Here is a 19,432-nt window from a genome sequence, read left to right as displayed (position 1 = left end):
CGCCCGGTTACATTCCGAACCCGGAAGCTAAGCCTTTCAGCGCCGATGGTACTGCAGGGGGGACCCTGTGGGAGAGTAGGACACCGCCGAACAATCTTTATGGACCCTCGGTCCTGGCCTAAGCGCTGGGACCGGGGGTCTTTTTTCGTTGTTCTTCGGTGCGCGTCCTCTCCGTCATGGCGAGAGACTCGCACTACAGCAGTACGATCCGACAGGAGTCACGTCGATGCCCAACTCGCCTGAAGACCGGCCCGAGCGTCCCGAACGCCGGGACTCGCGCCCGAACGGCGGCGGCGACCGCGGGGGTTACCGCAGCAGCGGTCCGCGGCGGGACGGTGACCGTCCCACCGGCGGCTTCCGTCGCGACGATCGACGTGACGACCGTCCGCGGGGCCCGCGCCGCGAAGACGACCGTGGGGGCTACCGCCCGCGCGACGACCGCCGCGACAGTGGTGGCCGTCCTCCGGCCGGCGGCGGCTACCGTCCCCGTGACGACCGTCCGCGCCAGGACCGCCCCCGCGACGACCGCTCCGGCGGTGGCGGCGGTGGCTTCCGCCCGCGTGACGACCGGCCTCGTTTTGACCGTCCGCGTGAGGACCGTCCCGGCGGTGGCGGTGGTTTCCGTCGTGACGACCGTCCGCGTGACGACCGGCGTGACGACCGTCCCCGTGGCCCGCGCCGTGAGGACGACCGCGGCGGCTACCGCCCGCGCGACGACCGTCCCAGGGACGACCGCCCCCGTCAGGACCGGCCCGGTGGCGGTGGCGGTGGCTTCCGCCCGCGCGATGACCGGCCTCGTTTTGACCGTCCGCGTGAGGACCGTCCCGGCGGTGGTGGCGGGTTCCGTCGTGACGACCGTCCGCGTGACGACCGGCGCGACGACCGTCCCCGTGGCCCGCGCCGTGAGGACGACCGCGGCGGCTACCGCCCCCGCGACGACCGTCCCAGGGACGACCGCCCGCGCCAGGACCGCCCCCGCGACGACCGCTCCGGCGGTGGCGGCGGTGGCTTCCGTCCGCGTGACGACCGGCCTCGTTTTGACCGCCCGCGCGAGGACCGTCCCCGTGACGACAGGCCCCGTGACGACCGTCCCCGCTTCGACAGGCCGCGTGACGACCGGCGCGACGACCGGTCCGGTGGTGGTTTCCGTCCCCGTGAGGACCGGCCGCGCTACGACCGCCCGCGTGACGACCGCCCCGGTGGCGGCGGTGGCGGGTTCCGCAGGGACGACAGGCCCCGCGACGACCGTCCCCGTTTCGACGGCCCGCGTGACGACCGCCCGCGCGGTCCGCGCCGCGACGACGACCGTCCCCGTTTCGACCGGCCCCGCGACGACCGCCGCGATGACCGCCGTGGCGACCGTCCGCGTGGCCCGCGCCGGGACGACGACCGGGACCGTGGCGGCCAGGGGCGTCGCCCCGTGGTCGAGGGCCGCGGCCGGTTCGAGAACCGGGGCAGGGACGACCGCCGTGAGGAGCGGGAGCCCGTCCGCAGGCTGCCGATCCCTGACGAGGTCACCGGCCACGAGATCGACCCGAGCGTGCGCCAGGAGCTGATGAGCCTGCCGAAGACGCTCGCGGAGGACGTGGCGCGCAACCTCGTCATGGTGGCCCGGCTGCTGGACGAGGAGCCCGAGCAGGCGTACGCGTACTCGCGCGTCGCGCTGCGTCTCGCGTCCCGCGTCGCGGCCGTCAGGGAAGCGGCGGGCTTCGCGTCGTACGCCAGTGAGCGGTACGCCGAGGCGCTGGCCGAATTCCGGGCGACCCGGCGGATGACCGGCACCGTCGACCTGTGGCCGGTGATGGCGGACTGCGAGCGCGGTCTCGGCCGTCCGGAGCGCGCGCTGGAGATGGCGGGCGCCCCCGAGGTGCACAAGCTGGACAAGGCCGGCCAGGTCGAGATGCGCCTGGTCGCGGCCGGGGCCCGGCAGGACATGGGCCAGGACGAGGCCGCGGTGGTCACCCTCCAGAGCTCCGAGCTGGCGTCCAACGCCGTGCACCCGTGGACCGCCCGCCTGCGGTACGCCTACGCGGACGCGCTGCTGCGCGTCGGCCGTGAGCGCGAGGGCCGCGACTGGTTCGCGAAGGCGCTCGAAGCCGACCACAACGGCACCACCGACGCCTCCGACCGCCTCGCCCAGCTCGACGGCGTGGAATTCGTCGACGCCATCGACGAGGACGACGCGGCCGAGTCCGAGTCCGAGCCCCAGCGGCCGGACACGACGGACGAGGCGGCGGACGACGAGGACGACGCCGACGACACGGACGACGACGTTTCGGACGACGACGTCTCCGACGAGGACGTCTCCGACGAGGACGTCTCCGACGAGGACGACGCCGAGACCTCCGAGACCTCTGAGGAGCCCGCCGGCGGTACCGACGAGTCCGCGCAGGACGAGGACGACTCGGACGACGAGGACGACGACGAAGGCGCCCACGACGCAGAGGGCTCCGACGACGCCGAGAAGGCCGGGCAGAAGGCCGAGGCGGCCGACGGCGCCGCCCCGTCCTCCTTCCTCGACTCGCCGTTCCGCGAGCCCGCCGCACACGGCGAGCCGAAGAGCGACGACGAGGACTGACACCCGCACGCGTCCCACGTGAAAGGGCGGCATCCGCACACCGCGGGTGCCGCCCTTTCGTATGCCCGGCTACGACCCGGCCGCGCCTCGACTCCGCCCCACCTCCGACCCGGCTCCGCCCCGACCCGGACGAGGCGCCGGATCAGCCGAGTCCGACACTGCGCATCACCAGTCCGCTCGCCGGTTTCGGGCCGAAGGACGTGGACTTGCGAGGCATGGTCACGCCCTGGCGGGCGAGGTCGCGGACGACGTCCTCGTGCACCGGATGCATGAGGACGGCCGTGCCGTGCAGCCGTTCCGCGAGGCCGACGGCGGCGGCCGTGTCGTGGATGTAGCGAATGTCCTCGGGGGAGTCGGGGACCTTCCAGACGTCGTCGAGCAGCAGGCTGTGCAGGACGGCGGCGTCCAGGCGGCGCCATTGCGCGGGGCGGTCGGCCGGTACGCCGCGCTCGATGGCCGCCGGGTCGGGGCGGTCCAGCAGGTGGAAGCCGCCGTCGCCCGCGAGCAGGAAGGCGTTGCCGTCGTCCGCGGCCTGCGCCAGCGCGTCGAGTGCGCCGGCCAGCGAAGGACCGGGCAGCGGCCGTACGCGGAAGGTGGTGCGGGCGGCCTCCAGCGCGTCGGCCAGCGGCAGCCGGGGCAGGACGCGGTGGATGGCGCGTACCCGCAGCGGGTAGCGGGCGGTGTCGACCAGCAGGACGAGGCCGTAGTCCCAGGGGGTGCCGGGGCGGTGGGCCGCCTGGAGCAGCCGGTAGGTCGCCCAGCGGTGGTGGCCGTCGGCGATCAGGGCCTGGTGGGACGCGAGATCGGCCTCGACGGCCGCGTGGTCGGCGGGGTCGGTGAGCGCCCACAGCCGGTGCCGTACCCCGTCCTCGGTGACCGTGGCCAGCAGCGGCTCGGCGTCGGCGGCGGTGCGGTCGATGACGGCGGCCGTCGCGTCGCCCTGGCGGTATGACAGCAGCAGCGGCTCCAGATTGGCGCCGGTCGCGCGCATCAGGGCCGCGCGGTCGGCGACCGGGCCGGGCATGACGTCCTCGTGCGGCAGGACGACGCCGTCCTCCGGCGGTGTGAGCCGCAGTGCGCCGATCACCCCGCGCTGGAGGTGGTCGCCGTCGCGCTGTTCGTAGACGTAGAGGGCGGGCAGCGGGTCGGCGGCGAGGACGCCCTCGTCGAGCCAGGCGGTGAGGGTCCTGGCGGCCTTGCCGTGCCGGGCGGCCGGTGTCTCGGCCTCGGGGAGGATGAGCCGGACGACGTTGTACGGGTCGGCCGTCTCCAACCGCCGCTGGCCGTCGGGGCGTACGACGACGTCGTACGGCGGTGAGGTCACCGCGGCCAGGCTGCCGACGCGCTGTCGTACGTAGCGGAGCCCGCGGAAGGGCTTCAGACGCAGGCCGTGCTCGCCGTTGAGTCCGGAGTTGGTCATCAGCGCATGCTATGTCCGGGGCGGCCATGAGGGATGATCGGGGTCATCGACGACACCCCGAGGAGCGAGCCCGTCATGACCCACCGGACCAGTCCGAACGGCACCGAAGGACCGCTGGACACGGCGTACGACACGGCGCTCCTCGACCTCGACGGGGTCGTGTACGCGGGCGGTGACGCCATCGCGCACGCGGTCGAGTCGCTGGCCGCGGCGAGCGGGCACGGGATGCGCCTGGCCTACGTGACGAACAACGCCTCGCGTACGCCGCAGGCCGTCGCGGAGCACCTCACAGACCTCGGGGTGCCCGCGGAGGCCGACGAGGTGATCACCTCGGCGCAGGCGGTGGCGCGGCTGATCGCCGATCAGGTGCCGGAGGGGGCGAAGGTGCTCGCGGTGGGCGGCGAGGGGCTGTTCGCGGCGCTGCGCGAGCGCGGGCTGCGGCCGGTGGAGTCGGCGGACGACGAGCCGGTGGCGGCCGTGCAGGGATACGGGCCCGACCTGCGGTGGTCGCAGCTCGGGGAGATGGCGTACGCGGTGAACCGGGGCGTGCCGTGGTTCGCGTCCAACACGGATCTGACGATTCCGAGCGCGCGCGGGATCGCGCCGGGGAACGGCGCGGCGGTGGAGGTCGTACGGATCGCGACCGGCGGTGAGCCGCAGGTCGCGGGGAAGCCGCTGCCGCCGATGCACCGCGAGACGGTGATCAGGACGGGGGCGAAGCGGCCCCTGGTGGTGGGGGACCGGCTCGACACGGACATCGAGGGCGCGTACGCAGGCGAGGTGGATTCGCTGCTCGTGCTGACCGGGGTGACGGACGCGTCCCACCTGCTCGCCGCCGAGCCGCGCCACCGACCCACGTACGTCGCCGCCGACCTGCGCGGGCTGCTGGCCGCGCAGCCGGAGGTCACGGCGGCCGACGGCGGCTTCCGCTGCGGGGGTTGGACCGCCTCCGCCACCTCGGACGCGCTCGTGCTCGACGGTGACGGCGACGCGCTCGACGGACTGCGCGCGCTGTGCGCCGCGGCCTGGACGTCGGCGGGCGACGGCACATGCGGCCTGGACGCGGACAAGGCACTGGCGCGGCTGGGCCTTTGAGCGTGGCTGGGCCTTTGAGCCCGGCTGGGACTTTGCGGCAGGCCGGGGCTCGGAGGCGGGGCCGGCGCTCTGAGCCCGGCCAGGGCTCTGAGGCGGGCTCCATGATGCGGGCCCGGCCCGGCACTTGAGCCCGGCTGACCCGCGCGGGCGCGTCTGACCGCGCCGCACCCGCCCGCCTGACGCGGTGCGCGCCATGCGGTGCGCGCCCCGTGGCGCGCGGCCGGGTCAGGCGTCCGCGTCCGCCGTGGCCTCGCTCTTCGCGCCCGCCTCGGCTTCGGCTTCGGCTTGCGCGACGGCCGCCGCCAGCAGGTCGTCCTCGGTGACGCCGTGCCGCCAGTAGCCGGTGAATTTGATCGCCTTGCGGTCGATGCCGCGGTCGTTGACCAGGTGGCGGCGGAGCGCGCGTGCCGAGGCGGCCTCGCCCGCGATCCAGGCGTAGGGGGTGCCGGAGGGCAGGTCCCCGGCGTCGCGGACGGCGGCCAGCAGCGCGGCGGTGCGGTCGGCGCCGGGGTGTTCCCGTACCAGCCAGGTGATGTCGGCGTCGGCGTCGGTGGTCAGCGGGATGCGGTCGTCGGGGTGGGCGACCTCGATCCAGACCTTGACGGGCATGCCCGCGGGCAGCCACTCCAGGATGCTCGCCACGGCGGGCAGCGCGGTCTCGTCGGCGGTCAGCAGCACCCAGTCGGTACCGGCGGGCGGCTGGAAGTCGACGCCGCCGTTGTCCTCGCCTGCCGGGGCGAGGATGCTCACCGGGTCGCCGGGCTTGGCCTGTTGGGCCCAGCGGGAGGCGGGGCCGAGGTCGCCGTGCAGGGCGAAGTCGATGTCGAATTCCAGCGGGTCGCGGCGGACCGCGCGGATCGTGTATGTCCGCATGATGCCGCGGACGTCGGGGTCGAGGGCGCGCCAGTCGGCGTACCAGTCGGCGCCGAGCGGTTCCGGCAGCACCGGGCGGGTCTGGCCCCGCTGCGGCAGGAAGAGCTTGAAGCGCTGGTCCCGGCCGCCGCTCACGACGCCGGCCAGGTCGTCGCCGCCGAGCACGATCCGTACCAGAGTGGGCGACAGCCGCTCGGTGCGCAGGACGCGGGGGTGGAAGAAGAGGTAGGGCGCGGTGGACACGGCGTCAGCTCACCTTCTTCGCACCGGCGATGGCCTTGGTCAGCGCCTCGATCTGGGCGGCGCACTTGTCGTACGAGAAGATCGGCTCGCTCGGCCAGCCGATGACCTGTCCGGCCTTGACGGCGGCCAGTTGCGCCCAGGTGGGCTTGGCGGCCAGGTCCTTGGGCTGGAGGGTCGCGGTGCGGTTGTCGAGCATGATGATGTCGGGCTTGTACTTGTCGGCGTTCTCCCAGCTCAGCGTCTCGAAGAAGCCGCCTTCGACCTTGTCGGGGACGATGAAGTCGACACCGAGGCTCTTGTAGTAGCTGAGGTCGGACGCGGAGGGCGGGGTGGAGACGTAGAAGGAGTCGGCGCTGCCGGAGGCGGCCATCACCTTGATGCCGCCGGACGCCTTGGCGGCGGCGCGCAGATCGGCGGACGCCTTCTCGAAGCGGGCCTTGGCGGCGGCATTGGTGGTCGAGTTCATGTCCGCGCCCAGGGACGCGGCGAGTTCGGCGTACCGCTGGAGCGGGGTGGTGATCGGGACGCCCTTGAGGCTGATGCCGACGCTGGGCGCGATGCCGAGGATCTTCTTGGCGCTCTCGTCCGGCACGTACCAGAGGGTCGGCGCCTCGTACATGTGGCTGATCAGCAGTTGGGGGGAGAGAGCCGCGTACTTCTCGATGTTGAACTCGCCCCAGGTGTTGCCGACCACGGTGAGCTTGCTGACGTCGAGGTCGCCCGCCTGGGCATCGGCGCCGCCGCCCTTGACCGTGGTCGGGCCGAAGACGCCGACGCACTCGACGCCGTAGTCGTGCAGCGCGGCGGCGGCGCCGACGTAGGCGACCAGTTTGGCGGGGGTCTTGTCGAGCTTCACCGTGGTCTTGCGGTCGTCGGTGAAGGACCAGGGGCCCGCGGGGGTCTTGGCGCCGGAGTCCGCCGTGCCGCCGGAGTCGGCGCCCGAGTCCTTGGAGTCCTTGTCGGAGGAGCCGCCGCAAGCCGCGAGCAGGGCGCCGATACCGACGGAGCCGCCCACGGCGAGCACGCCGCGCCGCGACATTCCGGACATGGGTGAGAAACGAGGGGGATTCATCAAGACAGCCGCTCTGCTCGGAGTTGAGGTGGCCAGGTTAGGCTAACCTAATCACCGTGTTGGTCGATCGTCACTCCCCACCCGCTCCGGTCACCGGACAGCAGGTCGCCGGCCCACCGGCCGTCGAACGCCGCGGCAGCGTCGCGCGGGCGAACGCGAAACGCGCCGCCGGACTGCTCGCCGCCGTCGGCCTGCTGGTCGTCGTGGCCCTCGCGAGCATCGCCATCGGCGCCAAGGACATACCCGTCGACCAGGTCTGGCACGGGCTGTTCCACTACGCGGGCACCGACAACGACGTGGTGATCCGCAAACTGCGGCTGCCGCGTACGGTCCTCGGACTCCTCGTCGGCGCCGCGCTCGGTGTCGCGGGCGCGGCCATGCAGGCCCTCACCCGCAACCCGCTCGCCGACCCCGGACTGCTCGGCGTCAACGCGGGCGCCGCGGCGGCCGTCGTCTCCGCGATGAGCTTCTTCGGCGTGACCAGCATGAGCGGTTACGTGTGGTTCGCCCTCGGCGGCGCGGCCGTGGTCTCGGCGCTGGTCTACGTCATCGGCGGCAGCCGGTCCGCGACCCCGGTCCGCCTCGCCCTCGCGGGCACCGCCGTCACCGCCGTGCTCCAGGGCTGGACGACCGCCGTCGAACTCAGCGACAACGCGGCCCTGGACCGGATGCGCTTCTGGCAGGTCGGCTCGCTCGCCGCCGCCGACATGGCGACCGTCCGCTACGTGACCCCGTTCCTCCTGGCCGGCGCCGTACTCGCGTTCATCAGCGGACGGCCGCTCAACGCCGTCGCGCTCGGCGACGACACCGCCCGCGGCCTCGGGGCCAAACTGACCCGCACCCGCGTGCTGGTGATGATCTCCATCACGCTGCTGTGCGGCGCGGCCACCGCCGCCTGCGGGCCCATCGTCTTCATCGGCCTGATGGTGCCGCACGTCGTACGCGGCATCACCGGACCCGACATGCGCTGGATCCTGCCCTACGCGGCCGTGCTGTCACCGGTGCTGCTGCTCGGCGCTGACGTGGTCGGACGGCTCATCACCCGCCCGGCCGAACTCCAGGTCGGCATCGTCACCGCGGTCCTCGGCGGACCGGTCTTCATCGCCCTCGTACGCCGCCGAAGGATGGCCGAACTGTGAGAGAACCCGTACTGCGCACCCGAGGCGGACTGTCCGTCCGGTTCGACCGGCGCGCGGCCGCCGTCTCCTGCGTCCTGCTGCTCGCGGCCCTCGCCGTCTCCGTCGTCCTGATCGGCACGGGCGACTACGCCATCGCCCCGCTCGACGTCGTCCGCACCCTGACCGGACACGGCACCGCCGCCCAGGAGTTCATCGTCCGCGACCTGCGGCTGCCGCGGGTGATCGTGGCGCTGCTCGTCGGCGCCGCGCTCGGCATGGCGGGCGCCGCCTTCCAGACCGTCTCCCGCAACCCGCTCGGCAGCCCCGACGTCATCGGCTTCGGCCAGGGCTCCGCCGCGGGCGCGCTGATCGTCATCGTGCTGCTCAAGGGCAGCGCCTACCAGGTCTCCATCGGCGCGGTCGCGGGCGGGCTGCTCACCGGCATCGCCGTCTACGTGCTGGCCTGGAAGCGCGGGGTGCACGGCTACCGGCTGGTGCTGATCGGCATCGGCGCCTCGGCCGTGCTGTCGGCCGTCAACAGCTATCTGCTGGTCAAGGCCGACTTCGTGGACGCCGCCCGCGCGATCGTCTGGATCACCGGCTCCCTCGACGGCCGCGACTGGGACCAGGTCTGGCCGCTGCTCGTCGCCTGCGGCGTCCTCATGCCCCTGTTGCTGTCCCAGGGACGCGCGCTGCGGATCAGCGAGATGGGCGACGACGCGGCGGCGGCGCTGGGCGTCCGCGTGGAACGCACCCGGCTGATCGTCGTACTCGGCGCCGTCCTGCTCACCGCGTCCGCCACCGCGGCGGCGGGCCCCATCGCCTTCATCGCGCTGACCGCGCCCCAACTGGCCCGGCGCCTGACCCGTTCGCCGGGTGTCTCGCTGCTGTCGTCCGCGCTGTTGGGCGCCGCGCTGCTCGTCGCCGCCGACCTGGCCGCCCAACGCGCCTTCGGCTCAGGCCAGGTGCCGGTCGGTGTCGCCACCGGCGTGCTCGGCGGCGGCTATCTGCTGTGGCTGCTGATCGCGGAGCGGAGGGCCGGACGGATATGAGGACGCGTACGGAACGCGAGGAGCGTACGGAGAACGCGCGAAGCGCGGTCGGCCCGGAGCGTACGCAGGGCACGGCGGACCCGGAGCGTACGCAGGGCGCGGCCGGCCCCGAGCGTACGGCGCTCACAGCGCGGCTGAGACCGCGCCGCGGCGGCCGACGGAAGCAGCCGCGGCCACCGGCAGACACCACCCGCCAGACCCCTTCGGCAGAACACGGAGCGTCCCGCATGACCCGCCTCGCCGCCGAGTCCGTCACTCTCGCGTACGACCAGCGGGTCATCGCGAAGGAGCTGTCGGTCGCCATACCCGACCAGTCCTTCACCGTCATCGTCGGACCGAACGCCTGCGGCAAGTCGACATTGCTGCGCGCGCTGTCGCGGCTGCTGAAGCCGGCCGCGGGCCAGGTCCTGCTGGACGGCCAGGCCATCGGCACGCTGCCCGCGAAGGCGGTCGCCAGGACACTGGGGCTGCTCCCGCAGAGCTCGGTGGCGCCCGACGGGATCACCGTGTCGGGGCTGGTGTCGCGCGGCCGGTACCCGCACCAGGGGCTGCTGCGGCAGTGGTCGCCGGAGGACGAGCGAATCGTCGACGAATCGATGGCGGCGACCGGCGTCACCGCCCTGGCCGATCGCTATGTCGACGAACTGTCCGGCGGACAGCGGCAACGCGTCTGGATCGCCATGGCCCTCGCCCAGCAGACCCCGCTGCTGCTGCTCGACGAGCCGACCACCTTCCTCGACATCCAGCACCAGCTCGACGTGCTCGACCTCTGCGCGGAACTCCACGAACAGCGCGGCCGTACGCTCGTCGCCGTCCTGCACGACCTCAACCAGGCCGCGCGCTACGCCACTCACCTGATCGCCATGCGCGACGGCCGGATCGAGGCGCAGGGGCCGCCCGCCGAGATCATCACCGCGGAGCTGGTGGAGCGGGTCTTCGGGGTGCGCTGCCGGATCATCGAGGACCCGGAGAGCGGTACGCCGCTGGTGGTGCCCGCCGCGCGGCGGGCCGGTGCGGTGGCGGCCGGCGCGACCCTCACCGACGCCGAGCCGGGCCAGGACTCGGAACCGGCTCCCGGCGTCAAGTCCGGTACGGGCTCCGACCCCGTCGATTCCGTGCCCGGTTCCGGGTCTGGTTCCGTGCCGGGGGCCGGGTCTGATGCCGTGCCAGGCGCGGGGCCGGGTTCGGTGTCGGATTCCGGGTCAGGTGCCGCGCGTGACTCCGCGTCGGCAGCCGGTTCCGTATCCGGATCCGGTGACTCCGCGCCCGGCCCGCTTACAGCAGAGACCGCAGACGCAGGACGTCCCGCAGGCCGGCCTGGAGCTTGACCCGGCCGCTGCCCCACGCCTTGGCGAAGTTCAACTCGCCGCCGACCAGGGCGACCAGGTCGTCGCCCGACATGGTCAGCCTGATCTGCGCCTTGTCGGCGGGCGTGCCCGGCACGGTCGTCACATCCTCGATCCGGCCGCCGGACAGCCGCCCCACGAAGGTCACGTCCAGATCGGTGATCCGGCAGCTCAGGGAGCGGTCCATGGCGGCGGCTGAGCGCACGCCGCCCTCGGCGTCGGCGAGGTTCGCCGCCAGTCGGTCGAGCGCGCTGCGGCACTCCTCGATCGTCGCCATCGGTGCGGTGTCCTTCTGGATCGTGCCGGATCGTGCGCGGTCCGCGCGCACGTCCGGACGACGCTACCGCAGCACCGCGGGGCACCGTGCTCGGGCCGCGGTCGCGATACGCGGTAGCGTCGTGACCGGATACGTCAACGGCGAGGCGAGGAGTGTGAGCGATGCGGGACGCGCTGCGTACCTGTCTACAGATCGCGGGCGGCCTGACCGAGGCCACCCGGCGGCGCACGATCGACGCGGCGAGGGAGCTGCTCGACCAGACGGGAATAGACGTCGACGCCGTCCAGCGCAGGATCGGCTCCGCCATTCCGGCCGAAGTCCAGACCCTCGCCGACGAGCTGATGGCCTCGGGCCGGGCCAACCGTGACCTGCTCCTCGGACTCATCCGGGACGAAGTCGACAAGACGATGAGCCGGGTCGGCCGCCTCGCCGACGAAGTGACGAAGGTCGGCGTCGTCCTCGAAACGCTCGAACGGCGCATCGGGAACCTGGAGTCCACCGACGAGGACGCGGCCGACAGCGGTGCCGGGCAGGCCCGGCCCTCGGAGGCGCCTCCCCGGCGCGGCGCCGCCCCGCCGGTCCAGCACGTCAAGGTCGAGCCGGACGCGGCGCCCGCCGCCGCGCCCGCGAAGAAGGCGGCCCCGGCCGCGGCGACCGCTCCCAAGGGCACGGCGTCGACCGCGGTCCGCAAGGCGGCGGCGAAGAAGGCGCCTTCGGCGCGGAAGACGGCGGCCAAGAAGTCGGCGACGACTCCTTCTCCGGCTTCCCCGGCTTCCCCGGCCTCTCCGGCGGCGAAGAAGGCCGCCCCGACCCGGAAGACCGCCACCGCGGGTACGGGCCCGGCCGCCACGAAGACCGCGTCCGCCAAGAAGGCCGCGGCCAAGAAGACCGCGCCCGCGAAGAAGTCCGCCACCCGCAAGACCACTCCGGCCAGGCCCACCCCGGCCCAGGCGGCCCCTCCGGCGCCCGCGGCCCCCGCGACGCCGGAACAGCCGGAAGGCACCGCCCCGGCGAAGAAGGCGACGGCGAAGAAGGCGACACCCGAGAAGACGGTGGCCGAGAAGACGGCAGCCAAGAAGGCCCCCGCGGCGAAGAAGGCGTCCGCCGTCAAGAAGACCGCCGCGGTGAAGAAGTCGGCGACGGCCAGGACGGCCACGACGAAGAAGGCCGCGGCCAAGAAGGCGCCCGCCGCGAAGAAGGCCACGCCCGCGAAGAAGTCCGCACCGGGGCCGGAGGCGGGTAACGGCGGTGAGTGACCTCGATTTCGGGCCGTCCGGTGCCGCACCGGCGCCGGACGGCGACGAGGCGCCGGACGCCGCACCGGCGCAGGACGCCGACGCGGTCGGACCGGCGGACGGGGCCGTTCACGCCCTGCCGGAGGCGGCCGGTCCCGTACCGCTCGGCGTGGTGCTGCGGGAGACGGGGAATGCCGATGTGGACGCGGCGGTTGCCCGGCTGTCGGACGCCGACGAACTGCCGACCGCGGGACACATAGAGGTGTACGAGGACGCGCACCGCGGATTGCGGGACGCACTCGCCGCGCTGGACGAGAACAGGAGCTGAACCGTACGTGGTGGCACGACGCCGACTCGACGCCGAGCTGGTGCGCCGGAGTCTCGCGCGCTCGCGGGAGCACGCAAGCCAGTTGATCGCCGCCGGGCGGGTGACCGTCGGCGGCGCGACCGCCACGAAGGCGGCCACGCAGGTGGAGACCAGCGCCGCCGTGGTGGTGGCGCGGGACGCCGACGAACCCGACTACGTGTCGCGCGGCGGCCACAAGCTGGCCGGCGCGCTCGCCGCGTTCCAGCCGCGCGGGCTGACCGTCGAGGGCCGCAGGGCGCTCGACGCGGGCGCGTCCACCGGCGGCTTCACCGATGTGCTGCTGCGGGCGGGCGCCGCCGAGGTCGTCGCGGTCGACGTCGGCTACGGCCAGCTGGCCTGGTCGTTGCAGAGCGACGACCGCGTCACCGTCAAGGACCGTACGAACGTCCGCGAGTTGACGCTCGACCACATCGACGGCACCCCCGTCGACCTGATCGTCGGCGACCTGTCGTTCATTCCGCTCGGTCTGGTGCTGCCCGCGCTCGTACGGTGCGCCGCGCCCGACGCCGATCTCGTACTGATGGTGAAGCCGCAGTTCGAGGTGGGTAGGGAACGACTGGGCAGCGGTGGCGTCGTCCGCAGCACCCAGCTGCGGGCCGAGAGCGTACGCAAGGTCGCCGCTCAGGGGGCGGAGCTGGGGCTCGGGGTGCTGGGCGTCACGGCCAGTCCGCTGCCCGGACCGTCCGGGAATGTGGAATATTTTCTGTGGCTGCGGGCCGGTGCGCCTCCTCTGGACCCGGCCGATGTCGACCGTGCTGTGGCGGAGGGGCCCCGTTGACCACCAAGACCGAATCCGGAACCGGATCCGAAGCCGGACGCGACGCGCAGTGCGGACCGGGCGGCGCCCGTACCGTCTTCCTGCTCGCCCACACCGGCCGCCCGGCCGCCATCCGCAGTGCGGAACGCGTGGTCAAGGGGCTGCTGAGGTGCGGGATCGGCGTACGGCTGCTCGCCGAGGAGGCCGCGGACCTGCCGCTGCCCGCCGAGGTCGAGCACGTCACGGAGCCGGGGCCCGAGTCCGTCGAGGGCTGCGAGCTGATCGTCGTACTCGGCGGTGACGGCACACTGCTGCGCGGCGCCGAATTCGCCCGCGCCTCCGGGGTCCCGCTGCTCGGCGTGAACCTCGGCCGGGTCGGCTTCCTCGCCGAGGCCGAGCGGGACGACCTCGACAAGGTCGTCGACCGCGTCGTCACCCGCGAGTACGAGGTCGAGGAGCGGATGACCCTCGACGTCCTGGTCCGCAACGACGGGCACATCGTGCACACCGACTGGGCGCTCAACGAGGCCTCGGTCGAGAAGGCGTCCCGCGAACGCCTCCTGGAGGTCGTCACCGAGGTCGACGGCCGCCCGGTCTCCCGCTTCGGCGGCGACGGCGTCGTCTGCGCCACCCCCACCGGCTCGACCGCCTACGCCTTCTCGGCCGGCGGGCCCGTCGTCTGGCCCGAGGTCGAAGCGCTCCTGATGGTGCCCATCAGCGCCCACGCCCTCTTCGCCAAGCCCCTGGTGACCTCGCCCCGCTCCGTCCTCGCCGTCGAGGTCCAGCCCAAGACGCCGCACGGCGTCCTGTGGTGCGACGGCCGCCGCACCGTCGAGCTTCTCGCCGGTGCCCGCGTCGAAGTCCGCCGGGGCGCCGTGCCCGTGCGGCTGGCCCGGCTCCACCACGCCTCCTTCACGGACCGTCTCGTCGCCAAATTCGCCCTCCCCGTCGCCGGATGGCGCGGCGCCCCCCAATAACCCGCCCGACGGCGGACCGTTCGCTACGCGCAGGCGGGTGCCCGTCGCGGGCGTGAGGACAGGGCGCTGCCCTTGCGCAGGGCCTGGTTCTTAGGGGCGCGGGGGACCGCGCGACCAGCCCCTGCCGGGCCGTCGGCCCGAGAACAGCCGATCTGCCCCGTTGGGGCCGGTGGTGCCCCGCGCGAGCGCTTCGGCGGGCCGCGCAGCCCCAGCCGCCCCTGAAAAGACCGGTGTGCCGCCCCGGCGAAGAAAGGCCCGGGGCCGCGCCCTGGAAGACGCTTGCCCACTCCGCAAAGGGGACCCGTTCGGGGCCGAGCCCCGGAGATGCGCACCGCCCCCCGCAGGGGACCGTCGCGCGGCGGGGCGCAAACCTCGTATGGTCGTACCCGTGTTGGAGGAAATGCGAATCCGGTCGCTCGGGGTCATCGAGGACGCCGTGGTGGAACTCTCACCCGGCTTCACCGCGGTGACCGGCGAGACCGGTGCGGGCAAGACCATGGTCGTGACCAGCCTCGGCCTGCTCCTGGGCGGCCGGGCCGATCCTGCGCTGGTACGCATCGGCGCGAAGGCGGCGTCCGTCGAGGGCCGGATAACGATGGCCCCCGGCAACCGGGCCTCCGTACGGGCGGAGGAAGCGGGCGCGGAGCTGGACGACGGCGCGCTGCTGATCAGCCGTACCGTCTCGGCGGAAGGCCGCTCACGGGCGTTCGTGGGCGGCCGTACCGTCCCGGTCGGGCTGCTCGGCGAGCTGGCGGACGACCTGGTGGCCGTGCACGGCCAGACCGACCAGCAGGGCCTGCTGCGCCCGGCGCGGCAGCGCGAGGCCCTGGACCGGTACGCGGGCGACGCCGTCGCGGCGCCGCTGGCGAAGTACGGGTCGGCCTACCGCAGGCTGCGGGAGGTCGCGGCGGAGCTGGACGAGCTGACGACGCGGGCCAGGGAGCGCGCGCAGGAAGCGGACCTGCTGCGGTTCGGCATCGAGGAAGTGGCGGCGGCCGAGCCGGTCGCGGGCGAGGACACCGAACTGGCCGCCGAGGCGGCCCGCCTCGGCCACGCCGAGGCGCTGGCGAGCGCGGCGGCCATCGCGCACGCGGCGCTCGCGGGGAACCCGGAGGACCCGGAGGGCGTGGACGCGGGCACCCTCGTCGCGGGGGCGCAGCGCGCGGTGGACGCGGTCAGCGCGCACGACCCGGAGCTGGCGGGCCTGGCGGCCCGGCTCGGCGAGATCGGCATCCTGCTCGGTGACGTCTCGGGCGAGCTGGCGGGATACGCCGACAATCTGGACGCCGACCCGCTGCGGCTCGCGGCCGTCGAGGAGCGCAGGTCCGTACTGGCGCATCTGACGCGCAAGTACGGCGTCGACATCGACGGCGTGCTGGCCTGGGCCGAGGAGAGCGCCGCGCGGCTCGGCGAACTCGAGGGCGACGACGAGCGGATCGAAGGACTCACCGCGGAGCGGGACGCGCTCCGCGCGGAGCTGGGCGCGCTCGCCCAGGACCTGACCGACGCGCGGGGCGAGGCGGCGGACCGTTTCGCCGCCGCCGTCACCGCGGAACTCGCCGAGCTGGCGATGCCGCACGCCCGTGTCGGCGTCGCGATCCGGCAGACCGAGACGGCCGAGCCCGACGCCGGGATCGAGGTGGGCGGCCGGGCCGTGGCCTTCGGCCCGACCGGCGCCGACGAGGTGGAGCTGCAACTGGCCCCGCACCCCGGCTCCCCGGCCCGGCCGATCGCCAAGGGCGCCTCGGGCGGTGAGCTGTCGCGCGTCATGCTCGCCGTCGAGGTGGTCTTCGCCGGGTCCGACCCGGTGCCGACGTACCTCTTCGACGAGGTGGACGCCGGAGTCGGCGGCAAGGCGGCCGTCGAGGTCGGCCGCCGCCTGGCGCGCCTGGCCCGTACCGCGCAGGTCGTGGTCGTCACCCACCTCCCGCAGGTCGCGGCCTTCGCCGACCGGCAGCTCCTGGTCGAGAAGACCAACGACGGGTCCGTCACCCGCAGCGGCGTCACCATCCTGGAGGGCGAGGCCCGGGTGAAGGAGCTCTCCCGCATGCTCGCCGGTCTCGAGGACTCCGAACTGGGCCGCGCCCATGCCGAGGAACTCCTCGCCGCGGCCAAGGCGGCCCGCTGACCCCCCGACACCCCGGCCCGCTGCCGCCAGCCGCGTCGCCGAGCCCCTGACCGCCCCGGTCTAACGTGCCCAAGGTCTCGCGGCGGTCCGGCGCAGGCCGGGGCTGCCGGGAGCGTCAGCCGTGTCGCCGAGCCCCGACCGCTCCGCTCGGACGTGGCCGGGGTCTCGCGGCGGTCCGAGGAGCGGGCCCGGACGCCGAGGTCCGGCTGCGCCGCCGGTCCTGGCGTGAGGTCGCGTGGCCGTCCGGAGGCAGGCCGGTGCCGCCGGGGGCGTCAGCCGTGTCGCCGAGCCCCGACCGCTCCGCTCGGACGTGGCCGGGGTCTCGCGGCGGTCCGAGGAGCGGGCCTGGGACCGCAGGCCCGGACGCCGACGTGCGGGTGCGCCGCCCGGGCGGGCGGGGGTCGCGTGGCCGCCAGTCGTTGCGGCGGCGGGCGGCGGGAGGGTGAGGTCGGTCGGGTGGCGGCCTGTCGAAGGAGGCCGGGTGCGCCGGGGTGCGGCGAGGGCGGTACGGCACCTCGGCCGCGGAGGGCCCTTGGCGGTCCGGGACAGGGGCGGGGCCGGACGCGGCGCGTCGGTCGGGCGGGCCTGAGGGCCCTTGGTGGTCCGGGTCCGGAGGACATCGGCGCGGTCGGATAATGTGCCGCGCGCGGCGGGAGCGCGCGGAGACGGCTTTCCGGGGGCGTGGCGGGGAAGGCTGTGCGGGCCGGGTAATTGCGCAGCCGGGCGCGGCGGTTGGCCGCGAGCGGACGACGGCGACGACGTGGAGGCAGCGGGATGAGCAGGCGTGGCTGGAAGGGGCGGTCGGGACGGCTGTCCGTCGGCATGGCGGCGGCCGGTGCGACCCGCGCGGCCTACGCGGAGCTGCGCAGGCGGCCCCCGGTCGAGGCCCGGATGTGGCAGCGCAGCAACTACGCGGGGCGCGGTGTGGAGCTGTACGGCGGCCTGGCCGCCGCGGCCGGGGCCGCGACCGCCCTGGGCGCCGCGCGCGGCCTGACCGTACGCTCCCGGATCGCGGCCGTCGGCGCCGCACTGGCCGCGGGCGCCTGCGGGGCCTACGACGACCAGGCCGGCTCGCCCGACGAACGCGGCTTCGGCGCGCATCTGAAGGCGCTGCGCGAGGGCCGGTTCACCTCGGGCGCCGTGAAACTCCTCGGCATCGGCGCGGCCGGGCTCGCCGCGGGCACCCTGCTCAAGGTGCGGCCCTTCGACCAACTGCTCGCGGGCGTCGTCATCGCGGGCACCGCGCACGCGGTGAACCTGGTGGACATCTCGCCCGGCCGCGCCGCGAAGGCGGTCATCGCCGTCGGCGTGCCCGGCCTGCTGCGCCGCGGCCCCGCGGGAGTGCTGGCCGCGGCCCCCGTGGGCGCCGCGGCGGCCGTACTCGGCGACGACCTCAGCGAGCGGACGATGCTCGGCGACGGCGGCGCCCACGCGCTCGGCGCGGCGCTGGGCGCGGCGATCGTCGTCGCCAACGGCAGGACCGGGCTGCTGCTGCACGCGGCGGCGCTCATCGCGATGACCGCCGCGGGCGACCGGATCTCCTCCCACGAGCGGTTGTGGAACGCGCCCGGAGTGCGGCACGTTGACTCCTGGGGCCGCGTGGCACACCCGTATGGGTGATCCCAAGGGCGGGTGAGCGGGCCTGAGCGCGACCGTGACCGGTGACCCGCGGGTGCGGCCTGGCATCCTGGAGGGGTTGCCCGTACCCGCCAACACCCGCCGTCCCGTGCCGAGTCAGGAGCAGTGCCCCGCGTGAGCAGCATGTCCACCCCCTTCCAGGGGCAGCTCCACGCCGTGCACGTCATGGGCACGACGTCGGGAGCGCACGTCAGCTCGCTGGCGGGCGGGCTCGTGGCGCGGGGTGTCGCGGTCACCGTCTGCGGGCCCCCCGCCGCCGAGGCCGACTACGCCTTCTCCGGCACCGGCGCCCGCTTCGTACCCCTCGACATCGGCCGCAGGGCCGCCGCCGCCACCGACGCGCCCGCTGTCGCCGCTCTGCGCGCCGTCTTCTCCGGCGCCGGAATCGTCCACGCGCACGGTCTGCGCGCCGGACTGCTGGCCGCGATCGCGCTCGGCGGCCGCAGCACCCCACTGGTCCTCACCTGGCACGGCGGCGCCCCCGCGGAACACGACGGCGCGGGCCGCGCCGCGCTGCTGCGCTGGCTGGAGCGCCGGGCGGTACGCGGCGCCACCGTCGTCCTCGGCGTCTGCGCCGAACTCGTCGACCGGGCCCGCCACCTCGGCGCCAAGGACGTCAGGCTGGCACCGGCCGCCGTACCGCGCCCGGTCGCCCCGCCGCCGCGCCTGCCCGGCGACGGCGAGCGGCACACCCACAAGACCCGCGCCGAATTCGGCGCGATCGACCGCCCGCTGCTGCTGGCCGTCGGCCGCCTCGAAGCCCACAAGGGCTACGACCTGCTGCTGGACGCCGCTGCCCACTGGACGGGTCTCGAACCGCCGCCGCTGGTCGCCGTCGCGGGCGAGGGCAGTAGGCGCGCGGCCCTGGAGAAGCGGATCGAGGCGGAACAGCTCCCGGTGGTCCTGCTCGGCCGCCGCGACGACGTGCCGGAACTGCTCGCCGCCGCCGACCTCGTCGTGCTGCCCAGCCGCTGGGAGGCCCGCCCGCTGATCGCCCAGGAAGCCCTGCACGCGGGCGTTCCCCTGATCGCCACCGCCGTCGGCGGCACCCCCGAACTCGTCGGCGACGCGGCCGTCCTCGTCCCCTACGGCGACGCGGCGGCCCTCGCCCGCGCCGTCGTCACCCTGCTCGCCGACCCCGGCCGCCGTACCGCCCTGTCCGTGGCGGGCCGCGCCCAGGCCGCCACCTGGCCCACCGAGGACGACACGGTGGCCCAGGTGCTCAGCGTCTACGACGAGCTGACGCAGGTCTGACG

General features: G+C 74.5%; 16 protein-coding genes, 1 rRNA gene and 1 pseudogene. 13 read left to right on the top strand and 5 right to left on the bottom strand.

Going from position 1 to position 19,432, the window contains the following annotated elements; translation table 11 throughout:
• Positions 1 to 92 (top strand): 5S ribosomal RNA (gene rrf, locus ACIOC1_RS24605); the annotation flags it as partial.
• 101 nt (positions 93 to 193) lie between these two features.
• On the opposite strand, the gene ACIOC1_RS24600 is transcribed toward rrf, so the two are convergent.
• Entirely contained in the window at positions 194 to 1,525 is a 1,332-nt protein-coding gene (locus tag ACIOC1_RS24600; protein ID WP_401856354.1) for a hypothetical protein, read from the bottom strand.
• A gap of 15 nt (positions 1,526 to 1,540) precedes the next feature.
• Between ACIOC1_RS24600 and ACIOC1_RS24595 the strand changes: the two genes are divergently transcribed.
• Positions 1,541 to 2,578, top strand: coding sequence for a hypothetical protein (locus tag ACIOC1_RS24595; RefSeq protein WP_401856353.1), 1,038 nt, complete (start codon positions 1,541 to 1,543; stop codon positions 2,576 to 2,578).
• A gap of 142 nt (positions 2,579 to 2,720) precedes the next feature.
• Here ACIOC1_RS24595 and ACIOC1_RS24590 read toward each other — a convergent pair whose 3' ends face one another.
• Positions 2,721 to 3,998: a DUF1015 domain-containing protein gene (locus ACIOC1_RS24590; protein WP_401856352.1), complete on the bottom strand. Its 1,278-nt coding sequence runs from the start codon at positions 3,996 to 3,998 to the stop codon at positions 2,721 to 2,723.
• Positions 3,999 to 4,073: 75 nt separating this feature from the next.
• On the opposite strand from ACIOC1_RS24590, the gene ACIOC1_RS24585 reads away from it, so the two are divergent.
• On the top strand, positions 4,074 to 5,093 hold the full coding sequence (locus tag ACIOC1_RS24585) for an HAD-IIA family hydrolase (RefSeq protein WP_401856351.1): 1,020 nt from the start codon (positions 4,074 to 4,076) through the stop codon (positions 5,091 to 5,093).
• Between the two features lie 225 nt (positions 5,094 to 5,318).
• Here ACIOC1_RS24585 and ACIOC1_RS24580 read toward each other — a convergent pair whose 3' ends face one another.
• Positions 5,319 to 6,209 (bottom strand): siderophore-interacting protein, encoded by an 891-nt coding sequence (locus tag ACIOC1_RS24580; RefSeq protein WP_355333542.1) that lies wholly within the window; start codon positions 6,207 to 6,209, stop codon positions 5,319 to 5,321.
• Positions 6,210 to 6,213: 4 nt separating this feature from the next.
• A complete protein-coding gene (locus tag ACIOC1_RS24575) occupies positions 6,214 to 7,257 on the bottom strand; it encodes an ABC transporter substrate-binding protein (RefSeq protein WP_391048636.1) in 1,044 nt (347 codons plus the stop codon).
• Between the two features lie 197 nt (positions 7,258 to 7,454).
• Here ACIOC1_RS24575 and ACIOC1_RS24570 point away from each other — a divergent pair, with 197 nt between their 5' ends.
• The 3 genes and pseudogenes from ACIOC1_RS24570 to ACIOC1_RS24560 all read left to right on the top strand — a co-directional run.
• Positions 7,455 to 8,420, top strand: coding sequence for a FecCD family ABC transporter permease (locus ACIOC1_RS24570; protein ID WP_401856360.1), 966 nt, complete (start codon positions 7,455 to 7,457; stop codon positions 8,418 to 8,420).
• Positions 8,417 to 9,451 (top strand): iron chelate uptake ABC transporter family permease subunit, encoded by a 1,035-nt coding sequence (locus ACIOC1_RS24565; RefSeq protein WP_391161358.1) that lies wholly within the window; start codon positions 8,417 to 8,419, stop codon positions 9,449 to 9,451. Before ACIOC1_RS24570 ends, ACIOC1_RS24565 begins: the two co-directional genes overlap by 4 nt.
• Positions 9,452 to 9,678: 227 nt before the next feature.
• A pseudogene (locus ACIOC1_RS24560) lies at positions 9,679 to 10,476 on the top strand (ABC transporter ATP-binding protein); the annotation flags it as partial.
• A gap of 250 nt (positions 10,477 to 10,726) precedes the next feature.
• Here ACIOC1_RS24560 and ACIOC1_RS24555 read toward each other — a convergent pair.
• Positions 10,727 to 11,074: an SCP2 sterol-binding domain-containing protein gene (locus tag ACIOC1_RS24555; protein WP_355333615.1), complete on the bottom strand. Its 348-nt coding sequence runs from the start codon at positions 11,072 to 11,074 to the stop codon at positions 10,727 to 10,729.
• A 161-nt stretch (positions 11,075 to 11,235) separates the two neighbouring features.
• Between ACIOC1_RS24555 and ACIOC1_RS24550 the strand changes: the two genes are divergently transcribed.
• From ACIOC1_RS24550 to ACIOC1_RS24520, 7 genes are all read left to right on the top strand, one after another.
• Complete coding sequence (locus ACIOC1_RS24550; protein ID WP_401856350.1) at positions 11,236 to 12,330, top strand: histone; 1,095 nt, start codon at positions 11,236 to 11,238, stop codon at positions 12,328 to 12,330.
• Entirely contained in the window at positions 12,323 to 12,637 is a 315-nt protein-coding gene (locus tag ACIOC1_RS24545) for a hypothetical protein (protein WP_355333532.1), read from the top strand. The genes ACIOC1_RS24550 and ACIOC1_RS24545 overlap by 8 nt, the downstream gene beginning before the upstream one ends.
• 10 nt (positions 12,638 to 12,647) lie before the next feature.
• Positions 12,648 to 13,454 carry a TlyA family rRNA (cytidine-2'-O)-methyltransferase gene (locus ACIOC1_RS24540; protein WP_391048624.1) on the top strand — a complete coding sequence of 269 codons (807 nt, stop codon included), beginning with the start codon at positions 12,648 to 12,650 and terminating at the stop codon, positions 13,452 to 13,454.
• Positions 13,451 to 14,410, top strand: coding sequence for an NAD kinase (locus tag ACIOC1_RS24535; protein WP_355333527.1), 960 nt, complete (start codon positions 13,451 to 13,453; stop codon positions 14,408 to 14,410). The genes ACIOC1_RS24540 and ACIOC1_RS24535 overlap by 4 nt, the downstream gene beginning before the upstream one ends.
• 376 nt (positions 14,411 to 14,786) lie before the next feature.
• Positions 14,787 to 16,538 carry a DNA repair protein RecN gene (recN, locus tag ACIOC1_RS24530; RefSeq protein WP_391048619.1) on the top strand — a complete coding sequence of 584 codons (1,752 nt, stop codon included), beginning with the start codon at positions 14,787 to 14,789 and terminating at the stop codon, positions 16,536 to 16,538.
• A 774-nt stretch (positions 16,539 to 17,312) separates the two neighbouring features.
• On the top strand, positions 17,313 to 18,158 hold the full coding sequence (locus ACIOC1_RS24525) for a hypothetical protein (protein ID WP_391161356.1): 846 nt from the start codon (positions 17,313 to 17,315) through the stop codon (positions 18,156 to 18,158).
• 141 nt (positions 18,159 to 18,299) lie between these two features.
• A complete protein-coding gene (locus tag ACIOC1_RS24520) occupies positions 18,300 to 19,430 on the top strand; it encodes a glycosyltransferase family 4 protein (RefSeq protein WP_355333613.1) in 1,131 nt (376 codons plus the stop codon).
• The last annotated feature ends 2 nt before the right edge of the window (positions 19,431 to 19,432 follow it).

The organism is Streptomyces sp. NPDC088197 (genome assembly GCF_044741185.1).
Taxonomy (GTDB): Bacteria; Actinomycetota; Actinomycetes; order Streptomycetales; family Streptomycetaceae; genus Actinacidiphila.
The sequence above is the reverse complement of the archived record's forward strand: the minus strand, read 5'-3'. Positions and strand labels throughout refer to the sequence as shown.